At 52.9% G+C, this 21,613-nt stretch carries 19 protein-coding genes and 1 tRNA gene; 9 read left to right on the top strand and 11 right to left on the bottom strand.

The features are described 5' to 3' along the window. Window positions 1-32: 32 nt before the first annotated feature. Window positions 33-109 (top strand) — tRNA-Met (locus tag ACR0LH_RS19100). Between the two features lie 345 nt (window positions 110-454). Next, window positions 455-1,933, top strand: a complete 1,479-nt coding sequence (locus ACR0LH_RS19095) for a leishmanolysin-related zinc metalloendopeptidase (RefSeq protein WP_480722102.1) — start codon at window positions 455-457, stop codon at window positions 1,931-1,933. A 144-nt stretch (window positions 1,934-2,077) separates the two neighbouring features. Here ACR0LH_RS19095 and ACR0LH_RS19090 read toward each other — a convergent pair whose 3' ends face one another. From ACR0LH_RS19090 to ACR0LH_RS19070, 5 genes are all read right to left on the bottom strand, one after another. After that, window positions 2,078-3,226, bottom strand: a complete 1,149-nt coding sequence (locus ACR0LH_RS19090) for a hypothetical protein (protein WP_480722101.1) — start codon at window positions 3,224-3,226, stop codon at window positions 2,078-2,080. A 188-nt stretch (window positions 3,227-3,414) separates the two neighbouring features. Then, window positions 3,415-3,633: a hypothetical protein gene (locus tag ACR0LH_RS19085; RefSeq protein ID WP_480722100.1), complete on the bottom strand. Its 219-nt coding sequence runs from the start codon at window positions 3,631-3,633 to the stop codon at window positions 3,415-3,417. A gap of 122 nt (window positions 3,634-3,755) precedes the next feature. Continuing rightward, window positions 3,756-4,004, bottom strand: a complete 249-nt coding sequence (locus tag ACR0LH_RS19080) for a helix-turn-helix transcriptional regulator (protein ID WP_480722099.1) — start codon at window positions 4,002-4,004, stop codon at window positions 3,756-3,758. 82 nt (window positions 4,005-4,086) lie between these two features. Next, window positions 4,087-4,812, bottom strand: coding sequence for a hypothetical protein (locus ACR0LH_RS19075; protein ID WP_480722098.1), 726 nt, complete (start codon window positions 4,810-4,812; stop codon window positions 4,087-4,089). Between the two features lie 312 nt (window positions 4,813-5,124). Then, on the bottom strand, window positions 5,125-5,496 hold the full coding sequence (locus ACR0LH_RS19070; RefSeq protein ID WP_480722096.1) for an Arm DNA-binding domain-containing protein: 372 nt from the start codon (window positions 5,494-5,496) through the stop codon (window positions 5,125-5,127). Window positions 5,497-6,442: 946 nt separating this feature from the next. On the opposite strand from ACR0LH_RS19070, the gene ACR0LH_RS19065 reads away from it, so the two are divergent. The 3 genes from ACR0LH_RS19065 to ACR0LH_RS19055 all read left to right on the top strand — a co-directional run bounded on the left by ACR0LH_RS19065 (window position 6,443) and on the right by ACR0LH_RS19055 (window position 8,653). Beyond that, complete coding sequence (locus ACR0LH_RS19065; protein ID WP_480722095.1) at window positions 6,443-7,711, top strand: agmatinase family protein; 1,269 nt, start codon at window positions 6,443-6,445, stop codon at window positions 7,709-7,711. Further along, entirely contained in the window at window positions 7,701-8,234 is a 534-nt protein-coding gene (locus tag ACR0LH_RS19060; RefSeq protein WP_480722093.1) for a DUF3299 domain-containing protein, read from the top strand. Before ACR0LH_RS19065 ends, ACR0LH_RS19060 begins: the two co-directional genes overlap by 11 nt. A 95-nt stretch (window positions 8,235-8,329) precedes the next feature. After that, complete coding sequence (locus ACR0LH_RS19055) at window positions 8,330-8,653, top strand: hypothetical protein (RefSeq protein ID WP_480722091.1); 324 nt, start codon at window positions 8,330-8,332, stop codon at window positions 8,651-8,653. 98 nt (window positions 8,654-8,751) lie between these two features. Here ACR0LH_RS19055 and ACR0LH_RS19050 read toward each other — a convergent pair whose 3' ends face one another. Further along, entirely contained in the window at window positions 8,752-9,648 is an 897-nt protein-coding gene (locus ACR0LH_RS19050; RefSeq protein WP_480722090.1) for a cation efflux transmembrane domain-containing protein, read from the bottom strand. 347 nt (window positions 9,649-9,995) lie between these two features. Beyond that, complete coding sequence (locus ACR0LH_RS19045; RefSeq protein ID WP_480722088.1) at window positions 9,996-11,267, bottom strand: arginase family protein; 1,272 nt, start codon at window positions 11,265-11,267, stop codon at window positions 9,996-9,998. Between the two features lie 160 nt (window positions 11,268-11,427). Between ACR0LH_RS19045 and ACR0LH_RS19040 the strand changes: the two genes are divergently transcribed. Next, window positions 11,428-12,363: a helix-turn-helix domain-containing protein gene (locus ACR0LH_RS19040; protein ID WP_480722087.1), complete on the top strand. Its 936-nt coding sequence runs from the start codon at window positions 11,428-11,430 to the stop codon at window positions 12,361-12,363. Here the strand turns inward: ACR0LH_RS19040 and ACR0LH_RS19035 are convergent. Further along, window positions 12,360-13,322: an AraC family transcriptional regulator gene (locus ACR0LH_RS19035; protein ID WP_480722086.1), complete on the bottom strand. Its 963-nt coding sequence runs from the start codon at window positions 13,320-13,322 to the stop codon at window positions 12,360-12,362. The genes ACR0LH_RS19040 and ACR0LH_RS19035 overlap by 4 nt on opposite strands. 195 nt (window positions 13,323-13,517) lie before the next feature. On the opposite strand from ACR0LH_RS19035, the gene ACR0LH_RS19030 reads away from it, so the two are divergent. From ACR0LH_RS19030 to ACR0LH_RS19020, 3 genes are all read left to right on the top strand, one after another. After that, window positions 13,518-14,792, top strand: coding sequence for an arginase family protein (locus tag ACR0LH_RS19030; RefSeq protein WP_480722084.1), 1,275 nt, complete (start codon window positions 13,518-13,520; stop codon window positions 14,790-14,792). 204 nt (window positions 14,793-14,996) lie between these two features. Continuing rightward, window positions 14,997-15,794 carry a peptidyl-prolyl cis-trans isomerase gene (locus tag ACR0LH_RS19025; RefSeq protein WP_480722083.1) on the top strand — a complete coding sequence of 266 codons (798 nt, stop codon included), beginning with the start codon at window positions 14,997-14,999 and terminating at the stop codon, window positions 15,792-15,794. Continuing rightward, a complete protein-coding gene (locus ACR0LH_RS19020) occupies window positions 15,787-16,797 on the top strand; it encodes a HupE/UreJ family protein (RefSeq protein WP_480722082.1) in 1,011 nt (336 codons plus the stop codon). Before ACR0LH_RS19025 ends, ACR0LH_RS19020 begins: the two co-directional genes overlap by 8 nt. Window positions 16,798-16,857: 60 nt before the next feature. Here ACR0LH_RS19020 and ACR0LH_RS19015 read toward each other — a convergent pair whose 3' ends face one another. The 3 genes from ACR0LH_RS19015 to ACR0LH_RS19005 all read right to left on the bottom strand — a co-directional run bounded on the left by ACR0LH_RS19015 (window position 16,858) and on the right by ACR0LH_RS19005 (window position 21,290). Beyond that, window positions 16,858-17,016: a hypothetical protein gene (locus ACR0LH_RS19015; RefSeq protein ID WP_170388626.1), complete on the bottom strand. Its 159-nt coding sequence runs from the start codon at window positions 17,014-17,016 to the stop codon at window positions 16,858-16,860. A gap of 84 nt (window positions 17,017-17,100) precedes the next feature. Further along, the gene (locus ACR0LH_RS19010; RefSeq protein ID WP_170567422.1) at window positions 17,101-20,193 is read right to left on the bottom strand and encodes an efflux RND transporter permease subunit; all 3,093 of its coding nucleotides are present in this window, start codon (window positions 20,191-20,193) and stop codon (window positions 17,101-17,103) included. Then, the gene (locus ACR0LH_RS19005; protein WP_170804933.1) at window positions 20,193-21,290 is read right to left on the bottom strand and encodes an efflux RND transporter periplasmic adaptor subunit; all 1,098 of its coding nucleotides are present in this window, start codon (window positions 21,288-21,290) and stop codon (window positions 20,193-20,195) included. The genes ACR0LH_RS19010 and ACR0LH_RS19005 overlap by 1 nt, the downstream gene beginning before the upstream one ends. Window positions 21,291-21,613: the final 323 nt, after the last annotated feature.

Genomic DNA, 21,613 nt, shown 5'->3' with positions numbered 1-21,613 from the left:
TCTCTCTAACGATGATACAAATCTGACTCTGACGCGGGATGGAGCAGCCCGGTAGCTCGTCAGGCTCATAACCTGAAGGTCGTAGGTTCAAATCCTACTCCCGCAACCAAACTTCTCGGCTAGATAACAAACACTTAACCTCGCATAACGCGAGGCTTCTTGCTTTGCGCCAACACAACTGGAAGCACTGTGGAAGCAAGCGGATGCAAAAAAACCTGTAGTAGCTCCGCAACAGGCATAACTTCACCAAACATCCGCATAGGTCGCGACGAAGCCAGCTACCCCGAGCTTAACGCCGAGTTTCCGTTCGATTGCATTAATGGAAGGTGAGCGACAAGTTAATGATTCGTTAAACTTAAATATAATATTCTGATGATTGAATGTTTAAATTGGGCTCGTTCATTTCGAACAGAGTCCGCCAGTGTTTCTAGTAAATAGTAAAGGAAGGTTTGTGATGTCCAGAAATACAGTATTACCGCCCTTTAATATAAAAACGGAAGTCTTTGAAAACTTGTTTTCCAACACTCTTCCCGAACAAACGTCGGCAAGAGGTCCTGCTGAAGGGGTGCCAAACAAGCTATTGAACGATGCGCCTTTAAGTTTAGACGAATTTGTGTCTGCAGTGTCAGGCGGCAATGCCAATGAACTGTCTGATCTCGGTCACGACTACGAAGGTTTTGAAGTTGGTCACACAGGAATTTTGGTGCCTGCAAAGGGGCTTTCCGAAGAGCTGCCGAACAATCCATTGAATTTCGAGTCTTTGAGACATGACGAATTTGTATTTGCTGTGGCGACTGGCAACGAAAACGAACTGCACGATCACAACGAGGACCATGAACACGAAGGTTTTGAAGCTGGTCACAACGGTGTCTTGGCAAGCGGGAAAGTGATCGCGTCAAGTGGACATGTATTTGAAAATGATGAGTTCGCGTTTCAGCGACCGGACGGCGTAGGTGGTGGTCCATTCGGTGGTGGCGGCGGCGGTGACGGTGGTTCAGGCGATGATGACGACACATCCTCCGGTTATGGTACAAACGATCTGTTCGCGGAATACTTCAGCGGCACCGCCGATGCGAATGGTGTGGATTACTTCAACGTCGAAATCGAGTTTTACGGCGATTGGACCGGTTATGAAGCTTACATGGACGCCTTTGCTCTTTCTGCAGAGTTCATTAGCTCCATCATGACGCAAGGCCTTTGGGATGATCCACAGTCATTCAACACATTTGATCCTACTGGCACCAACATCTTCACTGTCGATGATGTGCTTATTGAAGCGCGCCTGACAGATATTGATGGAGCCGGTAACATCTTGGGTGGCGCGAATGTCTTCTCAGCGCGTGAAGCAACTGCTTTAGATGCCTATACTGCCGTCGTAGGTCTGATGGAGTTCGATACATCGGATGCGCAGGCCCTGTCTACGTACGGAACTTGGGATGACGTGGTGCTGCATGAGATGTTTCATGCGTTGGGCTTCGGCACGCTCTGGGACAATTACTACCCTGAAATCATTTCTCAGTCGTCGACGCAGATTGCCGGACAAGACACACGTCGTCCAAATGATGATGTTTACGAAACAACTGCCGTATACAACGGTGTTGCTGGAAACGCTGAGTATATAAGCGAAACTTGGACAGACGGTGATCAAATCATTGTCGAAACAGATGGCGGCTCTGGTACGGCTCTGGCGCATTGGGACGAGGACGCTCACTTTGATGAACTCATGACCGGTTATCTCGATACCGAAAACGGAGCGTATCTTGCAGACTGGTCCATCGCAGCGCTTGCCGACATCGGCTATCATGTCGATCAGGACGCGCTGCTTGGGGATAACGCAAATTATTTGTCTCAAGATATTGATCTTTTGGACACCCAGGTTGTCGCGGACAACGCGTATATCCTTTATAATGAAGATGGCACTTTGATCGCCTGATGCACATTACATTAGACACCCAGACCGGCGCGTTCCTGCGCCGGTTTTCATTTGCTTAAATCGAAATGACGCTTTTGGCCGCACAGCAGTTTTTCAAATAAACTACAGCGATGCAAACGCGGCGAACGGCAGCTGAGTAGCCTCTCAAGACAACCGATACTTACCGCGCGCCTTGGCGAGCCGTTCTTCTAATGGGGTGGTATGTTCTGCAACGAGCCGAGCCAACACGTCGGAGTGACTTTCCAAGAAATCACTAAAGCTGTCGGCAGGCACGTCTGAAATTGCCGCACGGGTGATAAACAGTCCCGCTAGTTGTGCGTCAAGTTCCCGCATCTTTGCTGCGCGATTGGCTTCCATCACATCGCAGGGTAGAACACCAGCACAATTCTGCAAAAGGTCATTTCCGATAACAGCTTCGAACTGCCGCCAAAGCTCGTGTGTAGGCCACCGGGCGCGATTTCCCTCTGCCGTAGGCATGCAGTAACGAATGCGCCCCAGCGCGTCTGTGAAGGCGTCTCCGATGATGTCACATACGTCCTGCCAGTTCCGCATTTCAAATCGGTTGCGGAGTTGCTTTGAGCCAAGCCGCATCTCAAAGCGCCACACCTGACTTGAGGTTCGGTCGGTCAGGTCAAGGGGTGGTTTGCCTACTGCCTCAAGCGCTGCGTTCCAAATGGTCAGCCAGCCCATCTTGTTCTGCTGGATCACTTCGGCCCGCTTGTCATAGATCGACAATTGCCGGTTGGCGACGGCCCCGGCGCGCAAGCCGACAACGCGCGCGCCGCTGGATACTGTCGCGGTCTCATCAACGCCTGTGTATTCCGTGACTTTGGTGCCGGGAGGAACCACCAAGGCTTCGCGGTCGGGTTCAAACCAAGGGGCCAGCAAGTCCACTGCGAAGTCAGCCCGCGCGACCCGCAATTGGGTTTCTACATATTTGATCCCAAACGCTTCCATACATTCGCGAAAGTGCTGCTCAGCCCCTTCAAGGCTGCCTGTAGCCAGCCCGAAGGCACGGAAGTCAACGGTGATCCCGGGGTTATTGGAAATGCGGTCCTGCGGGTCTTGGAACAGCCACACGGCCCCATGGTCGCCGGTATGGGCGGTGAAGCCGCGTGCGCCCTTGCTGGTCACGTTGAGTGACACAGAGCCAAATTCTAGGACGCAATCGCTATAGGACTCTTTGGCATGTTGCTTGGCCGATGCCAGTTCTTCGCGAAAGACCTCTGGGATATCGGCTTCAATAGTGAATTTTAGCCCATCGAAGCCTGAATGCAGGATCGTTGCTTCCATTTGCGCTGACCTTCGCTTTCGTATTCGTGGAGGGGGGTGTTACAAGACCCCCCTCTAGCGTGGCATGCCCTGCCGTTGGGTTGTGTGGCGATGTTGGGGAAAAGAATGCGGGGGTTTACGCCCCCTTTGTGCCTCCGGCGGGGCAGCATTTGTTTTGGGGCCGGAGCGAAGACGCTCCGGCGCTGCCATCACCTGGAATTGGTTTGACGGCCAATCCAGATTTCGGCGCGCTCCGCGCATTTGGCGATATTCAGCAGGTCTGAATGATGGAAACTGTTTGAGTTGCGCCATTCGCCGGTATCGGTCTTGTAGGCGCGGGACATATCGACTGAGTAGAAGCCGTCATTGTCCCAGATGGTTGCGGTGATCAGGCCAATCTTGAATTTCTGTACAGGCTGGTTTGCCATGTTTCAGTGTCTTTCTGTTGATGTTTGAGGAAAGGGGCGCAGGACCGTTTCGCCCGCGCCCCTACAGAGCCATTCCGGCCCCAAAATCCCGCACGGCGCTGCCAACCCCGCGCGGGCAAAACTCAGGCTGCGGCGTAGCTGCTGGTGTTGCCGTGGCGGCGTGCCTCGGCCCATTCCAGAAGGTCACGGCGGCGATAACGGACAGAACGGCCCGACTTGTAGAATTTCGGGCCGAACCCCGTCACGCGCCATTTTTGGATGGTGCGCACGCTCTGACACAGAAAGTCGGCGGCAGTGCTTTCATCAATAAAGCCGTCCAAATAGTCTGTTGCAGGTCGGTTGTTGTCGTTAGCGGGTTCGTTCGTGAGCATCTGTTTACTCCGGTGTGTGTTTCGATGCTCTAGACTTGGACCAATCCCAATCTCTAAAAATGTCTATAAATCTCCAATCTATTTATAGATTGGAAGATTCTTTTAACTCGTTGAAAAGTAGCGAAAAATATTTGTTTATTGTTTTGTCCGAAATGCTCGCGGGCGGTACGTTTAAGTCAGCGTAATCCGATTCAATCCACTTTCTTACCTTTGGATAGTGTGACTTTTGCGATGCCGACGGATCAATTTCGCCTATCTTGAGTAGTGCGTGGAATGCTGCCTCAATTGCAGGTCCAACTGTCGGGCGTCCCGCTTTTGCGACAGTTACTTCAAACGGTTTCTTCAAAATTGGATCGCGGTCCTCGGGCATCATGCGCACACGCACTTGGCTAAATTTCAGAGATTGATAAGATAGCTCGTTTCCAACCCATGAGATGGGACCTTTCCAACACTCTGCGGGAATGCGAACCGGTTCAGTCTCCAACGTTCGGGGCCGATCAAATCCATAGCCTCTATAAGTGCCATCCAACAGGTAGTTTGTTATCTGTTGTTCCGCTCGCTTCAAAAAGTCTGTTTGTGGAGCATTCTTCACCACAATTGTGCCCATCATCTGCTCTGCTGTACCCCACCCGGTTTTTCCAGCTGCTCTCGCTTCGTCCGAGGTCTCTTTTAGAATTTCCATCCATGGTTGGTCCCCACGGTGTTCAAGTGCAGCTTGCCATTCGTCTTTGAAAAAATGGGTCGCGTAAGTCTTAGCGGAGTTACACAACCAGTGGGATCGCTTCCATAGCTCGATGTAATCAGTCACCTGCGCGCCTCGTCTTGTTTGCGTGGTCTAAGTATTACTTCCTACCCGGGGTATACCTCGGGTAGGGGCTAGGTCGGGCGCTTTCAACCTGTTTTTGCAGAGTGTGATCTAATTGCGGTCTGCTCAACGATGTAAGTCACGTGACACCAATGCAGGCGCGCACAAATGGCCGCTAGGTGGACATTTCTGCCTGTCAATGCAGCCGCGGCAAGGTTGAGTTTTCAAATTTCTATTCGCGTTCTTCAGACGCTATCGGTGAAAATTTGGGCGCGTCTGACCGACAATCGCAAAACATTGGCGCAAAAGACAAAGTTATTGAGTAGTGCAACAGTATATGTGACCTCCGCAGCGTTCCTGGACGTGGGTATCAAAGAACCGCTCGCACAGAGCCGCAACCGTCGGTGCGCGGCGATGCTGGGCAATCTCTTCGGCAGGGTTCTCACCCTTAGCCACTTGCCCCATGAGTTCCTTTGCCAGCTTCCGCGCTTCGTCGACGGTGATCTTGCCATGTCGTCCGATGGAAACACGCCGTGTCCTTCCACCTTTCCGATACTGCGCCTGATAGGTCTTGGCCCCGGAGGGCATGACGCGGACACCAAACCCGGCAATCTGGCTGTCCCATACGAAGTAGTCTTTCGCTTCAACCGGTAAGGCTTCTACGGCGCGTTTGGTCAGTTTGGGCATCCCTCGTCCTTTCTCTGTCATCGCCCCGTGGAAGCATTATGGAAGCAACTGGAAGCGGTTCATGGCGTAGGAAGTAGGAACGGAGCGTGCCGGTCGTCAATAATAAAGAAACGATTCCAACAAGATAGGGTAAGTCAACGTTTTCGGGCGTAGTTGGTGCAGGTGGGCGTAAGCTATCTCATAACCTGAAGGTCGCAGGTTCAAATCCTGCTCCCGCAACCAGCGTCAGAAAACCCCAACACAGCCCGTGCAGACTACAATTGATCCACCGGATCAATCGCTTAACGTCTTCACCGCGTCAGGCTTATAACCTGAAGGTCAGAGGTTCAAGTCCTGCTCCCGCAACCAATACTCTCGGCTAGATATCAAACACTTAGCGCCCCAAGGGGCGCTTCTTGCGTTCCAAGCTTCTCTGTCTTGTCCGGTTGGTGTCCGGGTTGCGCGCGACCTGGAAAACTCCTGTCACTAAGCAATCTGAGGTGAAGCAAAACCCACCGTCATTAGGACGTTTCTTCCGGCGAAAACTCAATCATGGGCTCCGACGCATTTTCCAGAGCGACCTGCAAATTAACCGCCAACTTGCTGAAACTGGTATCTACAATGGACGAAAATGTGGTTGGCAAGTATTGGAAGCCGACATTCCCACAAGCACAGGGTAGTTTCGCCAACTCCGCATGCCGGACTAGGCGGATGTGTCAATACGTCCGAAGGAATAGAAGAACCACAAAAGCGTCTAACTGATCAGGTTGAGCGCTTGAACCCTGCGCCGAGCCAAACCCTTTGATCAGGAAAAATTCTGGCTGTCCTCTGTCAGCTCGAAAAGTGGTTTTATAGAACCAGCCTCAAGTCAGTGGCGGTGCATTAGAACGACTGACGAAAAAGTTGCCTCAAACAGAGGTTTCGGCGATAGTTTCAGAATTAGTTGAAAATTGTTGGGGGCTTTCCGGTGTTAAAAAATCTCCATACTGCGCTTGCTATTCTATGTGTTGGTCTTTCTGGGGCTGCGAATGCTCAGCTTTATGGCCATGAGTTTGAGGGCACTCAGTCTCCTATTCGAGAGGGGGAGCAACCCGTTATTCCTCTGGATACTGAGGATCCAACATACAATGCGTGGCGCACGCCTCTGCCAAGTTTTGAAGGAGAGCGTGAAGGACGAGAGCCGGGACTTGTCAATCCTCAGCGTTTCTATGGTCAGGGCTTTATGCAAATCCCGACGTTTTTACATCAACCGTTAGCATTCACGCCCGGCGACTTGGCTGCCGCTGAAGTCGACGTTGCCATCATGGGTGCATTTACTGATATGGGGACCGGCGCACGCGGGGCGTCGCGCGGGCCGAATGCGGTTCGTAGCTCTTCGATTTACTTGGGTTATGGGGCGCGGCAGCCGCATATGCACGTCATGGTCGACCCTCTACAAGAAATGACAGTAGTCGACTACGGAAACGCCCCGAACGACATCATGAGCACCGAGCGTACAATTCATGCCGTTCGTTCATTTGTTGGCGAGGCCGCGTCGGTGCAACACGCTGACGGTAGCCATGTGATCCCCTTTATCGTCGGTGGCGATCATTCTTTGATGTACCCGAACGTCGCTGCGATGACGGACGTTTACGGAAAGGGTAATGTGGGTGTTGTTCATTTCGATGCACATTACGATGCCGGAAAGTATGGCTTTGGACACCTGATCAATCATGGCATGCCTGTTTACAGATTGATCGAAGAAGACTTGGTCGAGGGTAAAAACTTTATTCAAGTCGCGTTGCGCGGATACTACCCGGACGAAAATGCATTTGAATGGATGCGTATGAACGGGTTTCGGTATCATACCATGGCTGAAATCGAACATCGCGGCTGGGACGCCGTTATGGAAGACGTCATTGCCGAGGCAAATGAAGGGCCGGAGTACATGTATATTTCGTTCGACATCGATACGTTTGACCCGGCGTTTGTGCCCGGAACGGGGACGCCCGAACCCGGTGGGCTGATGCCGCGCGAGATATTTCCGATTATTCGCCGTCTCTGCGCTGAATCAAATGTGATCGGGTTTGAAATCGTCGAGCTTGCTCCGTTAATGGACCCGACTTACGTTTCCGCGTTGAATGCCAATCGGACAATAAGAGAATGCTTGACGGGCATCGCGATGCGCAAACAGGGGCTAACTGAACCGGACTACAAGAGCCCGCTTACTGTTTCGCACGGTCAAAATGAAAACTAGACTTCTGGGCTGCTCAGTTGTTCTGGTGTCTTTGATCGGATTGGCGGCACATTCTGAGCCACAGAAAATCTCTTGGTCGGATCTAAAAATAGGTCGCCTTGCCGAGTGCTCTGAGTTCTTAGACGACTACCTGTCCAATCCAAGTTGCCAACCGCGGGACTTGAATGATCGCATGTTGTCGATGCAGATCGCCGAGTGCGTCCCAGGAAACTCAAGTTTGGAGGGTAATCTTGTCCTCATTGCTGGTTATGCTCATCCTGTTGAATTCGAGTTCAAAGATGTAGAAAACTTTCTGTTGGTTCCTCCGTTGTCTCAGACGTGCCGACATCCAACGGCTCCACTTCCGGATCAAGTTATTTCCGTTAAGTATCCGGACGGCATCGACATAACGGCGGATCCGGTTTGGGTTACGGGACAAATATTCATTCGCCAAAACCAAAGCGAACTCGCACCTTCAATCTACAGGATTGAAGCTTTGGATATCGTTACGGCAACAATTCCTGACGTCTCGTCTGCCGAGTGAATCGGTCTACCAAGAGATAAGTTGCCGCGATGGGGGCAAGTGCTAAGGTTGCTGTAAAACGGATCGAATTTTAACAAGTGAGTTGGAAGGATAAGATGAGACCAACATTGATAGCGGTGTTTGCGATCCTGTTTTCAAGCGCCGGGCTACTGGCCCAAGAGGAGAGAAAAGCGCAATATAGCGAAGCTGCGAAGTGCCTAATCGAGGCGGAGTGGCCCTTGATTGAAGAACTGAGCATCAAAACAAGGTTGTCACAATCGTATCTGTTGGAAGTGGTCGGCGTCATTCTGCGAGATGTCGAGAACCCGGAAGAAATGATCAAAGCATATACAAAAATTGCAGAAGACTTTGGTGATGACCCTTCAGGCCTGAGCGCGTCCCGCAGGATAAAATGTCTGGAACCATTGTTGGCAGAGTGACAATTCCTCGGTCGGGTCAGTTCTGCCGTGCGTTCATTGAAAGAATACGCAAAGACAGAGACGCGCCCGAAATCAGAACGGCTCATTGATGTCTGAACTTATTCAGTCGACGGTACGAACACCTGGCGGCCGATTTCCGAAATCACAATCAGGACTTCTACCCGGGCAAATTTTGAATTTAGACTTTTGTTCAGCGACGTTGACAGTTTGTCCATGCCGCTTCCTGAGACCTGCTTTTGGGGATCCACGAAAACGACCACGGACAGTGTCCGGCCTGCTTTCAGGACAACGACGTCAACAAGCTCTAAGTCTTCGTCGGCAAGATGTTCTTCTGCGGCAACTCTCACGTCTTTGACGATTTCTTTTCCCGCTGAGATGCCGACCAACTCACCCAGGCTGTTTTTGAAATCAGACCAATAGGTGCCGGACGCGACACAGCACAGACAAACGACGATAATCGAGTCTCCGATCGGAGCAATTATCGCGAGAGGACCATTTTGAAACAAATACACCAAGCCAAAACCGATGCCGGCTGTGCCGGTGATGACCCCATCAAAGGCTGCGGCCCGAGATTCCAACTTCAAAATATCGCTCTGTTTTCCCGTTTTTCGCCAGCACCGTAAGTGGTTTGCCCAAAGCGCTGCGCATATGAGGCAAATCGCGATGGTGTAGATTCCAATGACTTCAAACTTCACCGGCGCGGGCGTTGTGCCGCCAATATACGACGCAATTTTGGCCACCGCGTTGGTAAAAGCAAACGCGACCAAACCCAAAAGTGACAGGGCACGAAACGTGGTGAAAACGGCTTCATCGGCAGCGTAGCCAAACGGTCTGACATCATCAGGTCGGGCAGATGACTGTTTTCCGACGCGAACAGCTATAATTGCAGCAAAAAACCCCACAAGAGAGAATAGGCCATCGACAAGAAGGGCTTGAGAGTTCGATAGAATAGAAGCCAAGACACCGGCAAACCCCATAACAAGGTTGCCTATCATTCCAACCCTCAGGGCTGAGCTTTCGACGTTCTGCGCCGTAGCCGACATACTACCTTGCTTCCACTCGCTTTGGTTGCCTTGCGTCTTCCTGTTTTTACAAAGACTTGCTTTTTCATACAGTCTCTGAGGGTCCGGCAGGATTTATTCTGTCATCCCCCAACGCAGTTATACTGATTGAACCAATCGTTGGATAGATGTTCGTTCACAGCCTGCTCCGGCGATGTGTAAAGCCTCAGTTCAGACCAGCAGCGCATCCGTACCGGTGAAAGGGCACCTTTGACCCCGTATGAAAACCCTCTGGGTCTGCCCGGTAGTTGCCACCAATTGTCGCCGGTGCAGGATCTTCTTTACGGTTCGCCAGAGATGCGCGGGTGGATATAGTCCGGTGCGATCCCGTCTTTTTTCATCGCGATACCAGTTAGAAACTGAAACATCGTTCGCCGAACAAGCCGCGCGGTCTGCTGGCCGCGGTTATCGTAGAAGGGGTTGAACTCTACAAAATCAACGCCAACGATGGTCTTGGTTGCCGCAAATTGGCGCAGCATCGGGAAAAGGTCTTCTGGGTGTGAGCCAATGGGCGACGAGGAGCCGGTGCCCGGAGCGTAGCTCATGTCAAAAGTGTCGATGTCAAAACTCACATAGACCAAATCGATGTCCGCGAGGTCTTCGTAGATTTTGTTGAATGTTTCCTCGACCCCGTCGCGGCGGATTTCGTGGATGTGATAAACTTTGCCACCTTCCGAGGCCACCTGATCCCATTCTTCGGGGCCAAAGACTGGTGTGGACATACCATATTGAATGACATGTCGTCCTTCGACCATTCCTTCCTGAACCGCACGATTCATAAAGCTGCCTGAATGGTAATAGGCACCAAACTTACCCATGCCGGCATCTCGGTCCAAATGGACATCGAAATGCACGAAAGCCACGTTGTTCTTTCCGTAGACGTCGACGATACCTCGGAAAGTACCGTTTGGAACCGAGTGGTCCCCACCAACGATGAAGGGAATTGCGCCGACGGAGGCAACCTCTCGTGTCATACGACGGATTTCCTCTAACGTTGCCGCCTGATTATAGGCGTTCAGGCCAGCATCGCCGTAGTCGACAGCATTCAAGATTGTGAATGGAGCGAGAAGGGTTTCGTATTCTACCCAGCTTAGTGGGAACTTGGGGTCGCCGTAGCCGCCATAGTCACGGGTTGTCCGTACCTCGGCCGGTGCCCACATATTTCCGGCCGAATGCGGCAAGGCACCGGTAGGAGCGCCAAATATCGCGACGTCAATTTCACCGGCCTGCAGGTCTTCGGGTGTAAGAGCGACGGGCAGCTTAAAGAACGTCTGAATTCCCACGGGTTCCATCTGGAGTTGGTATCGCTGTACATCCATCGGTCCGGCTGGACGTCCAGATGGTTCACGTTCTGCCCGCCAGATATCCGTGGACTTGTCTTGTTTGATATTCATCTTTGTCGGATCGTCAGGGACCTCGTGGGGCATCGGTCCGATGTTCTCATTTGGCGAGGACGTGGCGATATCCTTCAACATTTGCGCCGAAGTTTCTAAAGGAAGGGCACCAAGTGCGGCGGTGAACACAGCGGTGGACAACAACTTGCAGTAATTCATCGTCTGTCCTTTCAAATTCAAGGCAATCCGGTTTTGTCATTAGATTGCGTGTGATTTTGTCGGACAGGTAGCAAGTGTGCTACGTAATAAGTGCATTTGGAACCTATCTTTGCAGAATTAATTCTTGCCGAATGCCGTGCCGCGCATACAGACTAAGGGCATGGGTACACAGCGTATTCTTCTGCACGAAGCCGAAGATATTTCGGAGTTTCTGTTCCGGGCCACTGGGATGATGCCCGGCTATACCCAATTTTCAGCGGGCCCGGCCAAACTTGAATACAAGGTTGTGGATCTAGATGGCGTTACGTTGCTGTGGGCTTCGGGAATTGCTCATTGCAGGTGGCAAGACCAGATGTCTGATGACGGTCGCGTGCATTTCGGGATTGTCCTGAACACACGGAACGGCGTCAGATCGCTTGGCCACGAACTTGGTCCTGAAGATGCGATGTTGTTTCGCCCGGGTCAGGAGATGGACTATGTTTTTCTGGGGCCGGTTGAAACGCTGGAAATCGGCGTGTCCAAGGAAATTGCAGACAGTCTTGGGTGGACCTTTTCAGGAGCGCCTTTGGCACGCATCCACGGAACGCCGTTGAAGCGGCTTGAATCTGCGTGCCGCCAAGCAAGTAAAATCGCTGGGTTCAAAGGCAAAGGGACAGGGGCTGCATCAACAGCGGCGGCGCAGGGGATGGTTCTGGACGCCTTGGAATGTGCGTTGGCTCCATGGTTGCCCCACGGTGCCGGATCGCATCCGGAACTTAGCGAATGCACGAGCCGGTATTCAGTGCTTAAAAACTTCGATCACCTTCTTTCCGAACTGGGCGACGCTATGCCTGATCTCGGCTCCATTTCCAAAGAACTCGGAGTGGGGCGTCGCACGTTGTTTTATTCACTGCGCCAGTCGCTTGGAATTACACCGAGGCGGTATGTAGAGATCCGGCGCCTTGCAGAACTGCGAAACCGGCTGAAAAACTCTAGCCCTGATGAAACTACCGTTACAGAATTGGCAATCGAATTCGGGTTTGGTGATCTCGGTCGGATGGCCGGAAAGTACCGTCAACAGTTTGGAGAGTACCCTAGCCAAACGCTACGCCATTAGTTCAACAGCCTCTGCCTTGGACGTCTGAGAGTTTCGCTTGGAAGTTCTCCGAACAGAGACCGGTACTTTCCGGCCATGCGTCCCAGCTCTGAGAAACCGTGGTCATTCGCCAGCAAAGTTACTGACGAGGCATCCGGTTCGCTACGATAGAGGCTAGCGCGAAGCGCGTTCAAACGCACGATTTCTCGAAATCTTCTGGGGCCAAGCCCATATTCTCTTTTGAAGGCTTGAAAGATGCTGCGCTTGGAGACACCAATTTCCTGAGCCAAATCCTCAACACTGAAACACAAGTTGTTGTCGTTGTCCTGTAGCAGCCTGCGGGCCTTGCGAAGCAAATCGACCTGTGCCTCACGCGAAAGAACTTTGCCGCGATGGTTTTCGGGCGGAGCCCAAGGTTGCAGGGCAATATCAAGCGCATCGATCAGTTCAGACCGAATATCTGAGAGAGCGGCGGAGCTGCAATCGCCGGAACCGGACTTGAAAGCTGCGCAAAAACCGGCCTTTGCTATTGCGGTCAAGGTTCTAACGGTGCCTTCAAAAACATCCGCGGTTTGGCCACCGCGACAACCCCACCCCAGTTTTTCGGGAAGTTCTTCCGAGAAGGTAAATTCGAGGGTCGTGTAACTGCCGCTGGTAAACAGTTCGGCTGTTTCACCCGGTCTCAGAAGATGCGCGGTGGTGCGAGAAATGCCAGACCGTCCAATTCGTGGGCTGCCATTGGCCGAGACCATGATCGCGAAACGCCATTCACGTGCAAGCATGGTGTCTGTCCACAGATGCCTGCCTTCACCGGACACCTGCAAAAGCCTGATGTCGCCAAAATCGATACTGTGGGCGCTTAGGATTGCGGGGCCAGAAGTGAATTGCATGAAGTTGGTGTCAGTATTGGTTTGCTCAAGATAAAATTTTTCGAGCGTGTCTTCATCTGCAAGATCAATGGAAAAACGATCGAAAGCCAAAGCCGTTCCCTCACCATCACTACAGTCTCGGGGATTTGTTATCCCGTTCGAGCGCCGACACCGGATCAGGTAATGTATGCCGGCTGATTGCAAAGATGCGTACCAATTGCACTTTTTGCACAGTCATAGATAGCCTGAGAAATTATCCTCTCCATAGTCAAGTTAAATTTAGTCTTAAAATGAGAGGATTAGAAAGTGGCGCGTCGCTTATCTCTATTGTTCAAATGGTCCGCTCTGTTCGCAGTTACCGTGGGTGGAGCGGTCTATGCAGAAGACAACCCAGCCCCGGATTTTTCAGCTGATCCGGTGGTCGATGGGTTCCCGTCTTCCATGCAGCCGTGGAGGGATCCAAGCAATCCGAATGTTCAGATCCTCGATCCCGGTTGGAACAAATACTATCTGCGCAAGGACATGGTGGGGGACAATCCTCCGCGGGAACCGGGACCAATTGACTTGCAGCGCTATTATGTTGTGCCTACCAAACACGCTTTCCCAACGTATTTTGGTCTTCCGGTCGCGCTGACAACAGAAGACCTGATTGCCGGAGAGGTCGACGTGGCCATCGTTGGCGCGCCAAGTCAGTTTAACCCCGCAGACGGCAATGGCTGGGCCGCGAACTACATGCGCGTCAACCACAACTACGATTTTGCCCAGTCGGGGCATGATATGTGGTTCAACAACCAGTATTTCGACATTTTAAACGTTGTGGACTATGGAAACGCCAACGCCCACCCGTCTTTGATGATGCAGAACTTTGCCGACCAGGCTGGCGTGTTCAAGGAAATCCTGGATGGCGGTGCGATACCCTTCGTCATTGGTGGCGACCACGGTACTCAGGTCGCTTCGCTCATGGCGCTGATTGACCACTACGGTCCGCAGAGTTTCACAACAGTTCACTTTGATGCCCACACCGATCTTGCACCGCCAGACGGACGCCTTGGCATGTTTACCCACGGCGGAGCGGCGCTCCGCTTTGCGCATGAACAGGGGTGGACGACAGGAGATCAGATTTTTCACATCGGCCTGCGCGGTGCGTATGAAAGCGTCGAGAGAATGGATTGGATGTTCAACAATCAGACCAACTACTACTTTATGCCGAAGTTTGAAAAAAACGGATTTGACGCAACGGTTGACGAGCTGATCGCGGAACTTGAAGGACGCCGACTGTATATCTCAATCGATATGGACGTTTTGGACGGCTCTTTGGCTCCGGGTGTGTCGAACCCTGAAATTGGTGGTTTCACTACGCTACAGTTCATGCAGATCCTCCGAAAGCTGGCGCTGCAGAATGAGATACTGCTGATCGATTGGGTTGAGTACTCTCCGCTTCTGGATGACCGCCGTCGCTCGACAGGTAACGTCATCAGCCGTTTGCAGAGACATACACTCGCCGCTATGGCGGCTCGGAAAGAGGGCATAACTGACCCGAATTATGTTCACCCAGCAATGCTTCAGGATAACAGCAAGTAGCATTGCAAGCCGCGTAATCGGTGCGTTGCACTCCTTACGCTTGCCTTTGTCGGGAAAGGCGCCTTGAATTGAGGCGTCTTTTTCGGGTGACGTAAAACAGGTTCAAGAATGTCCATTAGCACTTCAAGCAATCGAACGGGAAATCCAGCCGGTACCGACAGAGGTGACCCGAACTCATTCCTTTCCAATATGGTCAGAGAACCCTTGTTTCAGTTTCTCGTCCTCGCGGGGCTTCTGTTTATCGGACAGGCGTTGTTTGCAAAGGACGACCGAGATCTGATCGTGGTGGACGCGGCGACACAGGAATATCTATTTGATCGAGAGGCGGAGTTGCTTTTGCGCCCTCTGAGTGAAGATGAAAAACAGGAGCTGGTCAGAAACTTCGTTGAGGAGGAGATCCTGGTCCGTGAAGCAGTAAAGCGAGGTTTTTCTGACGGCTCTCGTATTCGCGCGTTGCTTCTTCAGAATATGCGGTTTTTCATAGCTGGAGATTTGGCAGAGCCGACCGAGGCGGAACTCAAAGAATACTTTGATAGCAACCCGGAAAACTTTCGGAGCCCGCCCAGCTATGACCTTGATCATGTGATGTTTAACTCGGTCAACGACGTTTCCCCCAATATTCTGGACGCGTTGAATGAAGGCGCTGATCCCAAGACGCTTGGCGATGCTGACATCACCTTTGGAAGCACCTTGAGATACATGGATCAAAAGCGCCTGGTGCAGGCGTTCGGCGGTGAAACGGCAAATGAAGTTTTGACAGCCATTGCCCAAAATGACGAATGGCACGGGCCGTTTCAATCTCAGACCGGGTCGATCCACTTTCTCAGGGTTATCAGGGAAAACCCTGCTCAGTTGCCTGAGTTTGAGCAGGCCAAGGATTGGGTGGCGACCCGGTGGATGACAGACAAGTCTCGTGAGTTGTTAGAGCAAGAACTGCGATCCGTTGAAATTGACTACAAGGTCGAAATTGCGCCGCTGCAAGGGGACAGGGAAGGTGAGTAAGCTATTCCCGATCATTTTGTGGGCGGTGGCTTTGATCGCGATTCAGGGGATTTGTGCCCACGCGCATACGCTTGGCTTGGATCGCGCGGAACTGAATGAAACGGCACCTGGCCAGTATCGGCTGATTTCTAAAGTGCCCAGTCGCATATCCGCAGCGATATTGTCTCCGGACTTGCCCGAGCATTGTGAGTTTGTGGGAAACCCGAATGGTGAAAGGGGTTCCTATTCCGTAACTTTCAACTTTGCATGTTCGGCCTCTCTTACATCCGATGATCGGCTGTCGCTTCCTTGGAATCGCGAAGGCGCTTTGCTGACAGTTCGTTGGTATGGGCAGGAACCGGTTACGCGATTGGTAAAACGAGAAGGGACGACCATCGAAGTCAATCTGGAGGAATGGCTGGCTGGTTCGGGGTCGGCGGTGCGCGCCGCCCAACGTTACACGGTTCTGGGCGTAGAACACATTCTTGAGGGATTGGATCACCTGCTGTTCGTTTTGGCCTTGCTCTTTCTTGTGGAAGGCTGGTGGATGCTCGTTAAGACAATAACTGCGTTTACGGTTGCCCACTCGATCACTTTGGGGTTGGCAACGTTAGGGTTTGTTTCGCTACCCTCAGCGCCGGTAGAGGCGGCAATCGCCCTTTCGATCGTGTTTCTTGCGTCCGAGATTGTCTGGAAATCACGTGGTCGTTTGTCTCTGGCGATAAGGGCACCGTGGGTCGTCGCGTTTGCTTTCGGGCTCTTGCACGGGCTTGGATTTGCCGGTGCGTTGGCTGAAATCGGACTACCCCCGTCTGAAATCCCGATTGCGCTTTTGTTTTTCAACATCGGTGTGGAGCTTGGGCAGCTACTTTTTGTCGGGGCGGCCCTCATTGTCGGGTGGTTGTTTTTGCGTATTCCTTCCGCAAGACGTTTGGAGAACTACGCTCAAATGATGCTCGTCTACGGAATTGGAACTGTTGCAACCTACTGGATGATCGAGCGGACATACTCAATTTTTGCTTAGAATGTTGGCAAAGGGCCGTGAAGGATACGAACGCAGCGCGAGGTTATTGTCTTGGGGCGGTTAACCCAAGTAACCAGCAAAGAATGCCAGGAACGCCAGTAGCACGCCAACTAGGATTGCGACCACCATCAAAGCTCCGTTGCCCTTGGCGAAGTACCCCAGCATGAGAAGGCCAACGACGAAGATACCGACCAGAAAGAAAAGAACCGTATTGTCCAACGTAGCCCCCGTTTATTGGTTTAGCAGTTTATGCGTTTCCGCCTGTGCCTCGTTTTATGATCGGCGTCCTTTTTGAAAGACGTATTATACATTGGGCGCAGTGGCTTTGATGCCGTTCAGGGTTGCGAACAATACTGGAACCAGAATCATTGTCAGCATCGTGCCGACCGTCAATCCGCCCATGATTGTGATGGCCAAGCCCACCCAGAACACGTCCGGCAGAAGTGGAATAACACCCAAGACAGTTGTTGCAGCAGCCAACACGACCGGCCGAAGCCTTGAGGCACCGGCATTCAATATAGCGTCATAGCCCGGTTGACCCTCGGCCAGATTGTCGTTGATCTGATCAATAAGAACGATTGCGTTCTTTATCATCATACCGGCCAAGCTCATTCCTCCAAGCAGTGCGACGAACCCGAACGGAGTGTTCGTAAGTAGCAGGCTGGGGACGATGCCAATGATAACGAACGGCACAGTCAGGAAAATGACCAGCGGCCTGCGGTAGGAATTGAATAGCCCGACCACGATAAGCGCCATGATCGAAAATGCGGGTATCATGCCAGGGATCAGGGACGCTTGTGCAGATACCGTATCCTCATATTCTCCGCCCCATTCCAAGCTGTAGCCGGGCGGAAACTCGGCTGCCAAAGCGTCATAGTCGGCAAGAACGGCTGCCCGATAGCTTGGCAGGGTCACGCTGTCGATCGGGTTCGCCTGAACGGTCAGCACCCGCCGCCTGTCGCGGCGATTGATTGTGGGATCCTCGGGTTGGACATTGACGCCCCGAACGACCTGGGCCAGCGGCACAGGTTCGACCGAAAACGGAGATTGCAGTTGCAGCAGCTCAAAATTGTCAACGGCAGCGACGTCATCCGCGCCGGGGCGAACGATGATCGGCAGAAGTTCGTCGCCCTCGCGATAGAGGCCAACTGATCGCCCATCAAATGCGCGTTTCGTCGTATTCCCGAGATCCTCGTAAGTAATGCCTGTCCACCTGGCGCGATCCTGATCGTAGTCCGGCACGGTTTTCAGAACGCGGTTGCGCCAATCGGTGCGCGCAACCTTGGTCCATTGATGATTGTCCAAAATCGCGACGGCCCTGTCGCCAAGGTCTCGCAGAGTTTCCGGGTCCGCATCCGCAGGTCCGATAATCCGCGTTTCAAAGGCCCAGGTATTGCTGGGTCCAACGCCGAACTGACGTGTGAACGCGGTCGCTTCGGGCATATTGGCCGAAATCCAAAGCGAGATATTCTTAGTCATCTCAGGGATATCACGATAGTCATCGACGTTTACGATGATTTGCGCGTAGGACGGGTTGGTGCCTTCCGGGTCGACTGGAAGATAGAAGCGAGGAGGCCCGGCTCCGATGAAACTGGCGATTCCGGTGACACGCTCGTCCTGCTCCACCTGTTCTTCAATGCGCGTGATGGCTTCGGATACGGCTTCGATCCGCGTTCCTTCGGGCGCGTAGTAGTCAATCATGAACTTCGTCATGGATGAGGTTGGGAAGAACAACTGAGTGACAGATCCAAAGCCGACCCCCGCCACAACCAAAGCGGCCAGAGCGACGCCGATTGTCAGGAACCGAACCCGGATCGCAGCGGCCAGGAAACGACGGTAAACGGCATAAAGACCGGTGTCGAAGTTCTCACTGTTTTCTCCTTTGGGCTCTGGCAGCATGGCGACGCATTGCAGGGGTGTTACCGTCATTGACAGAAGCCAGCTAACCAAGAGTGCAATGCCGACGACTGAAAAGAGGGTCCGGCAATATTCGCCAGCACTCTCGACCGATGCGAAAATCGGGTAGAAGGCCATAACCGCAACGAAAGTAGCGCCAAGCAGCGACATTGCGGGTCGCGTGGCTGCATCAATCGCGGCCTTTGCGCGGTCCATTCCCTGAGACATCCGAACCATCGCGCCATCCGCGACCACGATTGAGTTGTCGACCATCATGCCAAGGGCAATGATCAGCGCGCCCAGAGACATGCGCTGTAGATCAATGCCCAACATCGCCAAGGGAATAAAGGTTGCAAGGATCGTCAGGATCAGCCCGCTGCCGATGATGATACCCATCCGAACGCCCATCGCCAAAGTCAGAACGACCAGAACGATTGCCACGGCTTGACCAAGACTTACCAGAAAACTGCTGACAGCAAGATTTACGTCATCAGATTGCCAATGCACACGCTCGACTTCGATACCCACGGGGAGGCGTTCGATAAGCTCGGATACCTTGGCGTCCACGGCCTGTCCCACGCTTACAACGTTGACCCCGGACTGGAAGGATATCGCCAACCCAATCGAGGGAAGCCCATTGAACCGCATCAGTGTTGTCGGTGGATCGGCATACCCTTCAACAACGTCAACAACTTCGCCCAGCCGCAATAACTCTGGACCCCGTCCTTGGCCGCTTTGAGCCTGATCCAAACCGCTGGGCCGTACCACCAGGTCCGCGATGTCATCGGGGCTGCCGAACGTGCCGCTGGGCGCAATACGCATGCGGTAATCGCCGATGTTGACCCGGCCGGCATCCACAATTGAATTTTGCGTTTGCAGGGTACTCAGAAGGGTCTGTGCGGACACACCAAGTGCGGCCAAAACTTCCTCTCGGGTCTCAAGGTAAATGACCCTGTCGCGTTCGCCCCAAAGATCAACCCTTCCGACACCGTCGATCAACGAAAGCTCGCGTTTGAAGTCATCTGCGAAAGCGTCAAGCTCCTGATACGAAAACCCATCGGATGTCATCGCAAGCAGCAGACCGAACACGTCGCCGAAGTCATCGTTTATCGCGGGCCGACCTGCGCCGGGCGGGAGCTGGGTCTCAACGTCCCTGACCTTTCGCCGCAGCGTATCCCATATCTGGGGCAACTCCTCGGACCAGTAGTTCGGCCGGATTTCTACCTTGATTGTCGACACCCCGGCCCGGCTTTCGCTTGAGATGTAGTCGATCTCCTTGATTTCCTGCAGCTTGATTTCGATCCGTTCGGTGACCTCTTGCTCAACTTCTTCCGGGCTTGCGCCGGGATAAAGTGTTGTCACCACCGCCGTTTTGATGGTGAATTCCGGGTCTTCCAATTGTCCGAGACTGAAAAAGGCGGATATGCCGCCCAATGTCAGCATCACGACGGCAAACCATACGAATTTGGAGTTACGAATCGAAAACGCAGCGAGCCCCATTACTCAGCGTCCTCAGACAAAAGCGAGACTTTCTGGCCTTCTCTCAGGGAATTCGCTCCGGCGGTGACGATCACATCGCCGAAATCCAAGCCCTCGCTGACGGCAACGCCCTGCGATCGGGGCGTTCCCAATGTGATCTTTCGTGCGCCCACCGTTTCGGAATTGGTATCGAACACCCAGACATGCGGATCGGTCTCACCTTCGGGTACAAATACTGCGCTGGCGGGAACCATTATCGAGTCAAAGGGCTCGTACCCTTCTTTCGGCTTGCCGCGAACCCGCCCAGACATACCCGGAAGAACCGGCGAGCCTTCTGGTTGCTTCATTTTCAAGGTGACGGGAAAGGTCCGGGTCGTGGCCGAAGCCTCCGAGCCGATCTCGCTGATTTCGGCGGGCAGGGTGACGTCTCCCAGGGCGTCAAATGATACCGTGATATCCTCGATATGTGGGATCAGGGCGATATACCGCTCGGGGATGTCGATCACCACTTCGATATGCTCGGCATCCAGTATCCGAAGAACCGGAGTCTGCGCTGCCACTTCTTCAAAATCCTCAATGTACTTAGCGACCACACGACCATCGAAGGGTGCGACCAGGCTTGTATAGGTCAGGTCCAAGGTCGCACGGTCCAGCGCGCCCTGCACAGAATTGATCGCGGCCCTTGCCGACGTCTCGCCCGCAACGAACCGGTCAAGCGTTGCCTGCGCTGCCACGTCCTTTTCCACCAAAGAGCGCTGCCGGTCAGTTTGCAGCTTCGCATTGTCAAACGTTGCCTGCGCGCTTTCCAATTCCGCAGTCAGCCTGTCCACCTCTGCTTGAAACGGGGCGGGATCCAAAGCTGCCACGACATCTCCGTTCGCGACCGGATCGCCAACCTGAACGTTCACGCCGACCACATTGCCCGGCACACGAAACGCCAGCGACACCTCGCGCGCGGCCCTTGCTGTGCCTACGAAATAACGATCATGGATGCTGGAGAGATCGGCAATCTCGGTTGTCCGGACGGGTCGGATGACTGTTTCGGCGGTTTCTTCTTCTTTTTCCCAGCACGCGGCCAGCACCAAAAAGACCGCCAACCCGATAGAAAATCTCTTCACATTCCCCTCCCGTTTTGGCTGTTGCCCTTTGTCTGAACCCAAAGTGGCCAACCAAAATCGTGCTTTAGCGCTTGAACTTAGTCGCAAGTGTACGCCCATACAGAACAAAGTCAAACATATGAATTCGTTTGAAATTCTCCGTCTATTGAACATCGGAAAGTTGCCAGTTGGCACAGACGCCGATCTGTTTGTGCGACCACATTAGTATGGGCGGAACATTTGCAAAAAAGTCCGCCGAAGGCGCAAAACCAAAAGTCTTTTGCCGTCACACAGGGTGACGGGCTGTACTGAAATTTGGTCAAGACAATTGCGACTGGAAGCCG

This window comes from Ruegeria sp. CL6 (assembly GCF_056536465.1).
Note: the sequence above shows the minus strand (reverse complement) of the source record. Positions and strands in the feature narration are given on the sequence as shown.